Below are 10393 nucleotides of genomic sequence, written 5' to 3'. Positions count from 1 at the left end.
CGGACCGGAAATACGATCTTTGCCGTCGGCAAAAATCGGTCGGTATTTTGCCTTACGGCAAAAACCGGATGGCGCGGGGTGGAGCAGCCCGGTAGCTCGTCAGGCTCATAACCTGAAGGCCGCAGGTTCAAATCCTGCCCCCGCAACCAGCGCTTCTTGGCAACTTTGGCTAGAAGCGAAGCCCGGCGAACTCGCCCTCCCGCAACCAGCGCCTCAGAGATTTTCCCTGAAGTGTAGTCGCGCTTGGTGCGGTTTCCCGCAACCATCGCCATAGATGACAGAAACGCGCCATTCGTGGCGCTTTTTGCGTTTCCGGCGGACGCGTGGAAATCATCCGTCTGCTGCACAGGTTGATGTTTAGACAAGTCACCCGCAATGGACTTCCGGTCCCGTTTGGTGGCGATCGACAGGATACCTGCCAGATCGCCTATGAGGTCAACCGTCAGGCGGTCGCCTGTTTCGGTCGGCGTCAATACAATCCGATCGATCAACGATCGCAAAATGGTAGCCGCTTCCGTGCGGCTTTCGTTCGAATGCAACGAGGCAAGAAGATTTCGAATCTCAAGCTGATAGCGGTTGGCCATATTCGGATGGAACGAACCGTTTCCTCCTTCACGTCCACCAGAAGGCGCTGGTGACCTTAGGGGCCGCCTACGCGCAATCACCCCGGAACATTGGCCGGAGGGGCGGAATTCCAGGCCTCGATAAAACTTGAACCTAGTGAGTAGGAAATGGTAGTATTGAGTAGTAGGAGAGGAAACTGCCATGCAAACCGAAAAACTCAGTATCAGCCTTCCGACCGACATGGCACGCATGGTGCGCCGTCAAGTCGAAGAGGGCGGCTACGCGTCTAATAGCGAGGTGATCCGCGATGCCTTGCGCATGTGGCAGCAGCGCGAACAAGAGCGCGGTCATCGTCTTAACGCCATTCGCGCAAGCCTTGATGCTGCCGCCGCCGATCCGGTGCGTCACAGCGCTGATAAGGTCAGCGGGCATTTTGACCGCCTTCTCAGCGAGGCGGAGAAGACAGCCAAATCGTGAGCCGCGAACTCGTCTTTACCCCGGCGGCGCTCGCCGATCTTGAAGAGATATTCTGGTTTATCGCTGCCGATAATCCGCGCCGAGCGCGCAGCTACGTGGCCGAGATCGAACAGGCCTGCCGCAATGTTTGCGAAACACCCTACATGGGCGTGAAGCGCCCAGACCTTCGACCCGAGCTATATATCTTTCCGCTCTGGCGACGGATCGTGATTGCTTATGAGCTGCCCGACGACCGTGTCGATGTCTTGCGCATTTTCTCGGGCGGACAGGATTATGAAACGATTATGGCACGGGATTAGCTGGGCTAATTTTATATGCTTTAAACGGGTCAAACTCTTCGAGCGATATAGGTAGAAGAAACCATTCACGCAGACAACGAGTTAGAGGAGGCGATATCCGCTATTCAGAAATCCATCGTCAGTTGGGCCATAAAACATGATTTGTGGCATGACTGCGGATTTCAGACTTACGCCGATCGTGTAAATAGCGAACCGGGTGAACCACCTGTTGTTACTATCCTGTATTTCGATGGTGATCTTGGCAGAGCGTTGGACGGGGATTTCGAGAATCTTGACACGGAGTTTTTCGAGCTACTTGAACAGCAAGGATATTGGTATGAACGCAACGACGGTGTCAGCGCATATATATATCCTATTGACGACAGTCCGTTATTTAAGCCGTTTCTAGATTACGCGCATTGGCAGTGGGTGTGCAGTTTGGTCCAGCCCGATATTACCGACGTGCACAAGGAATTATATTCATACTTCGCCAGACGTCCCGATGACTTGCGTAACCTGAAATGGCGCGAGTTTGAGACGCTCATCTTCAGGATTTTCGAGAGCCAGGGATTTACATGCGAACTCGGACCCGGTTCCAACGATGGGGGTATTGATGTCCGCATGCTCCAGCGCGATCCTCTTGACGACATTCTCACGCTTGTTCAGGTAAAGAAATACGCGGCAGGGCGAAAAATTGACCAGTCAGCCGTCGCCGCTCTTCATGGTGTCGCGGACGTTGAGAATGCACAGCGGAGCATCTTTGTAACTACCTCGGAATATCTTCCCTCTGCGCGAAAGTTTGCCGGACGCACATCGATACCGATGACACTCGCTACCTCGCAAGACGTTCGAGATTGGTGCAAAACCGCGACAGATGGAATCGTGCGAGATAAGTCAAAGCTGGTAACGCCGTCCGCGTTGTCGAGCTGTCTTCAATCCCTCCTGCCCAAAGACCCACGAATCATCCATGCTCACACGGGCTATTCGATGATATTGAACCAATTCGCCCTGATATTGAAGGAGACCAAGTACGCTGCGTTGATTATGGCGCTTCCATCGCGAACGATTTCAGATGATGGTTACGGACAAACGGGATTTGAAATACCCGATATAGGACCTGAGTGCCTGACGAGGCTCAACGCCGAAACTGTCTTTCGCGCCAAACGGCAAGTTCATGATGGTCGAGTGTCTTATTGGAACGGCCGAGAGCTTTATAGCGCTTGGAATGGTGAAGCAGCCCACTTCTCCTTCATGTCTAACATCCTTGGCATTGATCCCCGTCCACCGGGAAATAGGATAGACCTCGCCTTTGATATCGACCGCGACGTGGCCCCGGCGATCACCCTGCGCCAGGTAAAAGCCACGCATTTCCAGAGAATGCTGAAATGCCTTGAGAGAATCCGAGGTGCCCCAGCAATCTTGAAAAGTCTTCTTAACGGCAGTCGGGTCACGCTGAGCGCGAAGATCCGGAAGAACATCGCCGTGGACGCCCATGTGACGCTCACCGATGTCACCTCCGCCTATGCGGTGCTGGCGCTGATGGGACCGAAGTCGCGCGATATTCTCGCTCGCCTCACCTCCACCGACCTGTCCAATGAAGGTTTCCCCTTCGCTACGATCCGCGAGATCGATGTCGGTTATGCCACGGCCTATGCGAACCGCATGACCTATGTCGGCGAACTCGGCTGGGAACTGATCATGCCGACGGAATTCGCCGTCGGCGTCTATGAGGCACTGCACGAGGCCGGTCGCGATTTCGGGCTTCTGGATTGCGGCTACTACGCGCTGGAGGCGCTGCGGCTGGAAGAGGGTTATCGCGCCTGGAGCCGCGAATTGACGCCGGATGTAACCCCCTACGAGGCGGGGCTTGGCTTTGCGGTGTCACTCGACAAGCCGGGCGGCTTCATCGGTCGGGAGGCCCTTGCTGCCGCGAAGGCGAAGGGCGCGCTGTCCAGGCGGGTCGTTCAGTTTACCGTGGAGGATTCCGAGCCCATGCTCGGGGGCGGTGAACTGATCCTTTGCGATGGAACGCCCGTCGGCGAAGTCCGTTCGGCCGCCTATGGCCACACGCTTGGCTGTTCCGTCGCAATGGCGCTGATCGACAATCCCGCTGGTGTGGATAGGGCATTCCTAGAGACGGGCCGCTTCGAGGTCGAGCTGGCGGGCGATCGCTTCGCCGTGATGGCGCATCTCGCGCCTGCGTACGACCCCAAGGGCCTAGGGGTAAAGGCATAACCGAACATCACCGCGCCGCGCCTAGCCAACCTTCTGCGCGGCGGCGCCTAAATTGCAGAGCTGAAGCGATTGGCTTGTCAGGACGTGCGCCGGATACTTCTCAGCGCTCGTGCCACGCATTTGCGCCGGCATGGTCGAGGGACAGAGTTCCGGCGCAATAGGTCGGCGTGCGTTTGCAATTGTCCACCAGGTCAGCGGCCGTTTCGTATCTACAAATGACCCTAGGGGACTAGGGTTGAAGTCTAGCAGCGATGCCCATCCCCCGGCGTTCTTTTATCAGCGCTGGAATGAGTCTGGTATGTCCCATTGCGCTTTGGTCTCAGGGTCATTGTCCCGCGAAGTTGCGCATGAGAAGGCAGAGCAACAAGACCGCCGCCATCTTGATCGCGATGCGCATTCGGCCGGTGGCTCATCGGTTCGAAACAGAAGAAATTATCTGAAGCGGACGGCGAGTAGAGGACGAAATGGCGAAAGGCTTCGTCCGCGGTCACGGAGAGGGCAATGCCCGTTTCCGGCCATTCGATCCGCGCCTGCCCGTTCCAGCCGTCGAACGCGTTGTTCAGCCAGCGATCCGGCAAAGCCGCACCGGTCGAAAAGTCGAGATCATCGGGTATCGGGCCGGCCGTTCCCGGCAAGTGGTTTTCCCGCTCCGGCCAATAGCGCAGCGCCTGCGTGAAGAGGCGTGTTGCCGGCGTTCTCGGAAAATAAGGGTGAAAGCCGAGGCCATAGGGCAACGTCTCCGCTGCCCTGTTGATGACGCTGAGCGAGAGGGTCAGCCTGTCGTCATCGAGACTGATGGTTTCGGTTGCTTCATAGGCGAAAGGGGAGGCGCCGCTTGCCTCGTGCCGGCAGTTGAAAACGATACCGTCCGGCTCGTGCCGCGCGATCGTCCAGCGCTGAAGCCAGCCGTCACCGTGCAAAATGAGCGGGTCGGCGGTGTTTGATGTCAGCGTGTAGTCCATTTCCCCGAAGCGGAAACTATTGCCTTCGATGCGGTTGCCGAAGGGAACGAGGGGAAAACAGGCTTCCGCACCCAGCACCTGCGATGCCAGTCCCGGAGAGCGTGTCGGCGCTAGAATGGAAATGCCGTGCCAATGCGCCGAGAGGATGGCGCCGCCGAGCGGGCTCACATCGACCGCGAGCGCGTTCCTTTCGAGGCGGATGACATTCCCGGCCATGGCGTCAGCTGCGCCGGCCGGCGGCGGCCGAACGCAGGTTGTCGAGCAGCACGGCGAGCAGCAGGATCAGACCGCGCACGACATATTGGTAAAAGGCCTGGATATTCAGCAGGTTCATGACATTTTCGGCGATGCCCATGATCAGCACGCCGACAATGACGCCCATCATCGCCGCCCGTCCGCCGGCAAGCGAGACGCCGCCCAGTACGCAAGCCGAGATGACCGAGAGCTCGAGGCCCGTCGCGGCATTCGGTTGGCCCGACGTGATGCGCGAGGCGAGCAGTACGCCGGCGACGGCGCAGACGAGGCCCTGGAGCGCAAAAATCCAGATGCGCATATTCGAGACGTTGACGCCGGCAAGGCGCGAAGCCTCGGGATTGCCGCCGATCGCCAGCGTGTTTTTGCCGAAGACCGTGCGGTTCAGCACGAAGCCGAAGATGATGAAGAAGACGGCCATGACCCAGATCGGCGTGGGGATGCCAAGGAATTTCGACAGTGCGAGCTGATAGAAGCCGGGATCGTTGATGCCGACGGCGCGGCCATCCGAGGCGATCAGCGCAAAGCCGCGCACGATCTGCATGGTGGCAAGCGTGGTGATCAGCGCATTGATGCGGAATCGGGCGATGACCACGCCGTTGATGAGGCCAACGGCGCCGCCACACAGAAGGGCCGCGATGAGGCCGATGACGATCGAGCCCGAGGCATTCGAGGCCATGACGGCGATCATGCCGGAAAAGGCGACGGTGGAGCCTACCGAGAGGTCGAAATCGCGTGAGGCGAGGCAGAACATCATCGTGCAGGCGACGATGCCGATCGTAACGACCGATTGCAGCAGGCCGAGCATGTTGCGCTCGGTGAGGAAATTCGGAACCGTGAGCGCGACGATCGCAAAGGCGACGGCGAAGATGACGACGAGGCCTTGCTCGCCGAGGAGGAGTTTTTTCAAGGACGTCATCGCGACTGGACCTGCTGGTTGGGGAGTTCGCTGGCGTTTGCCACATCGGGAAGGGCTGCGGCGAGGATGCGGCGCTCGTCGAAATCGGCGCGTTCGATGTCGGCGGCCACCTTGCCCTGGCACATGACCAGGATGCGGTCGGTGATGCCCATGACCTCGGGCAATTCGCTCGATATGACGACGATCGCCATGCCCTGGCCGGCGAGCTCATAGAGAAGTTCGTAGATTTCCGACTTGGCGCCGACATCGATGCCGCGCGTCGGCTCGTCTATGATGAGGACCTTTACTCCCTGCTCGGAGAGCCAGCGGCCGAGAATGACCTTCTGCTGGTTGCCGCCGGAGAGATTGACGATGTCCTGCTTGCGCGATGGCGTGCGCACGCGCAGTTTCGCAATAAAGCGCTCGGCAAGCTCGGCTTCCTTCTTCGGCTGCAGAATACCGAAGGGAGAGAAGTGGCGGCGCGAGGAGATTGCCATGTTCTCCTCGATGTTGCGCCCCTGCACGATGCCGTCGAATTTGCGGTCTTCCGGGCATAACACGATGCCGGAACGGATGGAGTGCGGCGGACTGTCGGCAGCAACCACTTTGCCATCCACGCTGACGATGCCGTGCGAGCGGTTGTCCGCGCCGTAGACAAGGCGCGCCATCTCGCTGCGGCCGGCGCCGATGAGGCCGAAGAAGCCGAGGATTTCACCCTGGCGCACGGAGAAGCTGATCGGCATTCGCAGCTTGCGGCCGCCGAGGTCCTTGACCTCCAGCCTGATAGCGCCGCGTTCCCGCGGGCGAAAACCCCAGATGTTGGAAATCTCGCGGCCGACCATTTCGGCGATGATCTGATCGCGCGTGACGTCGGCGATAGCGGGATGATGGGCGGCAAGCTTGCCGTCGCGCAGCACGGTGAGGCTGTCGCACAGACGAAAAATCTCGTCGAGGCGATGCGAGACGTAGAGGATCACCTTGCCCTGCGCGCGCAGACGGTCGATCAGCGCAAAAAGGATTTCGCTTTCGCGCGAGGAGAGCGAGGAGGTCGGTTCGTCGAGCGCGATGACGCGCGCATCGGCCATCACGGCCTTGGCGATCTCGACCATCTGGCGTTCGCCGATCGAGAGCGACGCCACCTTTGCGGCCGGGTCGATATCGATGCCGATCTCCGCAAGTTTTTCCTTCACGACGCCGAGGAGGTGTTTACGGTCGATGACCCCGGCTTTGCCCGGAAAACGGCCGAGCCAGAGGTTTTCGGCGACGGTCAGCTCCGGCACGAGCTGAAGCTCCTGATGGATGACGATGACACCTGCTTCGAAGGCATCGCGCACGGAGCGGTAATGCTGCGTCTTGCCGTCGATGACGATTTCGCCCGTGTCGGCGGACTGATCGCCGGAAAGAATGCGGATGAGGGTCGATTTGCCGGCGCCGTTTTCGCCCATCAGGCCGTGCACGGCGCCCTTGCGCACCGAAAAGGAAACGTCGGCGAGCGCCTGCACGCCGGGATATCCCTTGGATATCGCGTTGAATTCGAGAAATTCCGTCATGTCAGCACCCCGGAAGAGGCCCGGCGACTGGATGCCGCCGGGCTGACACCATTCGTGGAAGAATGATTATTCGATGCCGAGGTCCTTGCGAACCGTTTCGTAGTTGTCACGAAGGGCAACCTGGCCGGCGGTCAGGATGAGTTTTTCAGGTTCCTTGCCGTTGGCCACCCAGTCATACATGTTGAGCGCGGTCTCATAGCCATGGCGCTTGGGCGAGATGATCACGGTGCCGAAGAAGCCGGTTGCTGTGGGCTTCTTGAACTCGTTGATCGCCGAATCCGCGCCACCGATGCCCACGCCGATCATGCTGTCGGCAGCGATGCCGACGCTTTCGGTCGCACGCACCGCACCGAGCACGGCTTCGTCGTTCAGGCCGACAGCGACCCAATGCTTGATGCCGGCATTTTTGTTGAGGACAACGGTTGCGGCATTGAGCGCTGCTTCCGTGTCGGTCTTCGCCTGCGGGGCGTCAAAGATATTGGCTTCGGGGAAGCCTGCGGCCTTCAGCACTGAGAGTGCGCCCTCGACGCGGTCGACTGCCGTCGGAAGCTGGTCGTAAGAGACGCGGATTGCGCCGACGTCCTTCATGTCCCAGCCGCGCTTCTTGATCTCGTCGACGATCGTCTGGCCGACGGCCTCACCGATCTTGGTGGCCGAGATGCCCATATGCGGCACGTCTTCGATCGGGCTGCCATCGGCATTCACCAAGCGGTCGTCGACGGTCATCAGCTTGAGATCGTTGGCGGCAGCCTTGGCGACGATACCGGGGCCGAGCTTGACATCCGGCGTGCAGATGATGAAGCCCTGCGCGCCCTGTGCGCCGAGGTTGTCGATGGCCGACTGAACCTTCTCGCCGTCTTCAGCGCCGATCTTAACCAGGGTAAAACCCTTTTCCTTGGCGGCGACTTCGGCGAACTTCCATTCATCCTGGAACCACGGCTCTTCCGCCTGCTTCACGATGAAGCCGATCTTCACGTCGGCGGCGAAGGCGGAGGTCGCAGCGAATACGGCGACGGTGCCAGCCAGGATGGCTGCTTTGATAAAGCCCATTGTCTCTCTCCCATAGTGACTGCGCTTGCAGTGCATTTGGTTTATGGTCTTTCATCATATTCGTCAATTGTCTTTGTATGATGAATTGAATATTGATGTATGATAGTTGTATTGAGCCGACGCAAAACCGGTCGTCGCCATCGCGGACGAAACCGGCTATGCATCGCGGACGGAATGGGTGGAGAATGACCGTGCAGGAACAGGATTTGCTCGCAGGCGAGGGGGGCGTACGGCGTCCCCGTGTCCAGAAGAACGTGACGCGCACGATCGCCACCGATATCTGCGCCGACGTTTTCCCTGCCGGCGCATTCCTGCCGACGGAGGCGGAACTGTGCCTTCGCTATGGTGTCAGCCGCACGGTCATCCGGGAATCGCTGAAGATACTCGAATCCAAGGGGCTGGTGCGGGGACGCTCGCGCGTCGGCACGGTCATCTGCCCGAAGGAGGAGTGGAACATCCTCGACCAGCAGGTGCTGGAATGGATAGGTCCGCGCATTTTCGAGCTCGACCTTCTGACCTGCGTTCTAGACGCACGCCGTGCCATCGAGCCGTTCGCGGCAGAATTTGCCGCTGAACGGGCGACGGTGCAGGAGGTTGCGGAGATAGAACGCGCTTGGGAAAACATGCGGGATGCGGAAGGTGACCTCGAAACCTTCACGAAAGCGGACGTCGCGTTTCACGCAGGCCTGCTGAAGGCCAGCCACAATCAGGTTTTCATGCAGCTCGCCAGCATCATTCAGGCCGCGCTGGAGTTTTCCCTCCATGCCTCCAACGAGGCGGCGGATGCGCGCGGCGAGGCGGTGGAAATCCACAGGCGTCTCGTCGAGGCACTGCGCATGCGCGACAAGGAGGCTGCGCGCGAGTGTTCACGGCGCATGCTCGATGTCGCCGCGCGCGATCTGGCGCTCGCCATCCGGAAACATCCGCCCGCCGGCGAATGATCGCGCCCCTTACCCTTCCAAGACGAGTATCATTATGAAGATAACGAAGCTGACTACCTATATCGTGCCGCCGCGCTGGCTGTTCCTGAAGGTGGAGACGGACGAGGGCATCATCGGCTGGGGTGAGCCGGTGGTGGAAGGCCGTGCGTTGACGGTGCAGGCCGCCGTGGAGGAACTGTCGGACTACCTCATTGGCAAGGATCCGCTTCTGATCGAAGACCATTGGCAGGTCATGTACCGCGGCGGTTTCTACCGCGGTGGTGCGGTGCACATGTCAGCACTCGCCGGTATCGACCAGGCGCTCTGGGACATCAAGGGCAAGGCCTACGGCCAACCCATCCATGCCCTGCTGGGCGGCCAGGTGCGCGACAAGATCAAAGTCTACAGTTGGATCGGTGGCGATCGTCCTGCCGACGTCGCCAATAATGCCCGCGAGGTGGTTGCGCGCGGCTTCAAGGCGATCAAGCTGAACGGCTGCGAGGAAATGCAGATCGTCGACACCTGGGACAAGGTGGAGAAGGCCGTCGAAACCATTGCGACCATCCGCGAGGCCGTCGGCCCCTATATCGGTATTGGTGTCGATTTCCACGGCCGCGTGCACCGGCCGATGGCCAAGGTGCTCGCCAAGGAGCTTGAACAGTTCAAGCTGCTCTTCATCGAAGAGCCGGTGCTCTCAGAAAACCGCGAGGCGCTGAAGGAGATCGCCAACCATTGCTCGACGCCGATTGCGCTCGGCGAACGGCTCTATTCGCGCTGGGACTTCAAGTCGGTCCTATCAGACGGCTATGTCGATATCATCCAGCCCGACCTGTCGCATGCCGGCGGCATCACGGAATGCCGCAAAATCGCGGCTATGGCGGAAGCCTATGACGTGGCGCTGGCCCCGCATTGCCCGCTCGGGCCGATCGCGCTTGCCGCCTGCCTGCAGGTCGATGCCGTCTCCTACAATGCCTTCATCCAGGAGCAGAGCCTCGGCATCCACTATAACAAGGGCAACGACATCCTCGACTACATCTCCAACAAGGAGGTCTTCCACTATGCGGATGGTTTTGTCTCGATCCCGCAAGGGCCGGGCCTCGGCATCGAGGTGGATGAGCAATACGTGATCGAGCGCGCCAAGGAAGGCCACCGCTGGCGCAACCCGGTCTGGCGCCATGAAGATGGCAGCGTGGCCGAGTGGTGAGGA

10 protein-coding genes and 1 tRNA gene are annotated in these 10393 nt (G+C 59.6%); 7 read left to right on the top strand and 4 right to left on the bottom strand.

Annotated features, from left to right (window positions below):
• Window positions 1-72 precede the first annotated feature (72 nt).
• The 5 genes from ACOZK4_RS17085 (at window position 73) to ACOZK4_RS17065 (ending at window position 3554) form a co-directional block, all read left to right on the top strand.
• Window positions 73-149 (top strand) — tRNA-Met (locus tag ACOZK4_RS17085).
• Between the two features lie 174 nt (window positions 150-323).
• On the top strand, window positions 324-638 hold the full coding sequence (locus tag ACOZK4_RS17080; RefSeq protein ID WP_421592918.1) for a hypothetical protein: 315 nt from the start codon (window positions 324-326) through the stop codon (window positions 636-638).
• A gap of 127 nt (window positions 639-765) precedes the next feature.
• Window positions 766-1041: a type II toxin-antitoxin system ParD family antitoxin gene (locus ACOZK4_RS17075; RefSeq protein ID WP_421592917.1), complete on the top strand. Its 276-nt coding sequence runs from the start codon at window positions 766-768 to the stop codon at window positions 1039-1041.
• Complete coding sequence (locus ACOZK4_RS17070; RefSeq protein WP_421592916.1) at window positions 1038-1340, top strand: type II toxin-antitoxin system RelE/ParE family toxin; 303 nt, start codon at window positions 1038-1040, stop codon at window positions 1338-1340. The genes ACOZK4_RS17075 and ACOZK4_RS17070 overlap by 4 nt, the downstream gene beginning before the upstream one ends.
• 249 nt (window positions 1341-1589) lie before the next feature.
• A complete protein-coding gene (locus tag ACOZK4_RS17065; RefSeq protein WP_421592915.1) occupies window positions 1590-3554 on the top strand; it encodes a restriction endonuclease in 1965 nt (654 codons plus the stop codon).
• A gap of 242 nt (window positions 3555-3796) precedes the next feature.
• Here ACOZK4_RS17065 and ACOZK4_RS17060 read toward each other — a convergent pair whose 3' ends face one another.
• The 4 genes from ACOZK4_RS17060 to ACOZK4_RS17045 form a co-directional block, all read right to left on the bottom strand.
• Window positions 3797-4732, bottom strand: coding sequence for an aldose 1-epimerase (locus ACOZK4_RS17060; RefSeq protein WP_421592914.1), 936 nt, complete (start codon window positions 4730-4732; stop codon window positions 3797-3799).
• Window positions 4733-4736: 4 nt separating this feature from the next.
• Window positions 4737-5687 (bottom strand): L-arabinose ABC transporter permease AraH, encoded by a 951-nt coding sequence (araH, locus tag ACOZK4_RS17055; protein ID WP_313523336.1) that lies wholly within the window; start codon window positions 5685-5687, stop codon window positions 4737-4739.
• The gene (gene araG / locus ACOZK4_RS17050; protein WP_421592913.1) at window positions 5684-7216 is read right to left on the bottom strand and encodes an L-arabinose ABC transporter ATP-binding protein AraG; all 1533 of its coding nucleotides are present in this window, start codon (window positions 7214-7216) and stop codon (window positions 5684-5686) included. Before araG ends, araH begins: the two co-directional genes overlap by 4 nt.
• A gap of 66 nt (window positions 7217-7282) precedes the next feature.
• Window positions 7283-8266: an arabinose ABC transporter substrate-binding protein gene (locus tag ACOZK4_RS17045; RefSeq protein ID WP_313523340.1), complete on the bottom strand. Its 984-nt coding sequence runs from the start codon at window positions 8264-8266 to the stop codon at window positions 7283-7285.
• A 185-nt stretch (window positions 8267-8451) separates the two neighbouring features.
• Here ACOZK4_RS17045 and ACOZK4_RS17040 point away from each other — a divergent pair, with 185 nt between their 5' ends.
• On the top strand, window positions 8452-9207 hold the full coding sequence (locus tag ACOZK4_RS17040; RefSeq protein WP_421592912.1) for a FadR/GntR family transcriptional regulator: 756 nt from the start codon (window positions 8452-8454) through the stop codon (window positions 9205-9207).
• Between the two features lie 34 nt (window positions 9208-9241).
• Entirely contained in the window at window positions 9242-10390 is a 1149-nt protein-coding gene (dgoD, locus tag ACOZK4_RS17035) for a galactonate dehydratase (RefSeq protein WP_421592911.1), read from the top strand.
• Window positions 10391-10393 lie beyond the last annotated feature (3 nt).

Origin of the sequence: Shinella sp. M27 (assembly GCF_049199905.1) — a bacterium.
Lineage (GTDB): Bacteria > Pseudomonadota > Alphaproteobacteria > Rhizobiales > Rhizobiaceae > Shinella.
Note: the sequence above shows the minus strand (reverse complement) of the source record. Positions and strands in the feature narration are given on the sequence as shown.

Excerpts from the sequence above, each read along its gene's own strand:
- ACOZK4_RS17045 (WP_313523340.1), bottom strand. The coding sequence starts at position 8,266 with ATGGGCTTTATCAAAGCAGCCATCCTGGCTGGCACCGTCGCCGTATTC.
- araH (WP_313523336.1), bottom strand. The coding sequence starts at position 5,687 with ATGACGTCCTTGAAAAAACTCCTCCTCGGCGAGCAAGGCCTCGTCGTC.
- dgoD (WP_421592911.1), top strand. The coding sequence starts at position 9,242 with ATGAAGATAACGAAGCTGACTACCTATATCGTGCCGCCGCGCTGGCTG.
- ACOZK4_RS17040 (WP_421592912.1), top strand. The coding sequence starts at position 8,452 with ATGACCGTGCAGGAACAGGATTTGCTCGCAGGCGAGGGGGGCGTACGG.
- ACOZK4_RS17060 (WP_421592914.1), bottom strand. The coding sequence starts at position 4,732 with ATGGCCGGGAATGTCATCCGCCTCGAAAGGAACGCGCTCGCGGTCGAT.
- ACOZK4_RS17075 (WP_421592917.1), top strand. The coding sequence starts at position 766 with ATGCAAACCGAAAAACTCAGTATCAGCCTTCCGACCGACATGGCACGC.
- araG (WP_421592913.1), bottom strand. The coding sequence starts at position 7,216 with ATGACGGAATTTCTCGAATTCAACGCGATATCCAAGGGATATCCCGGC.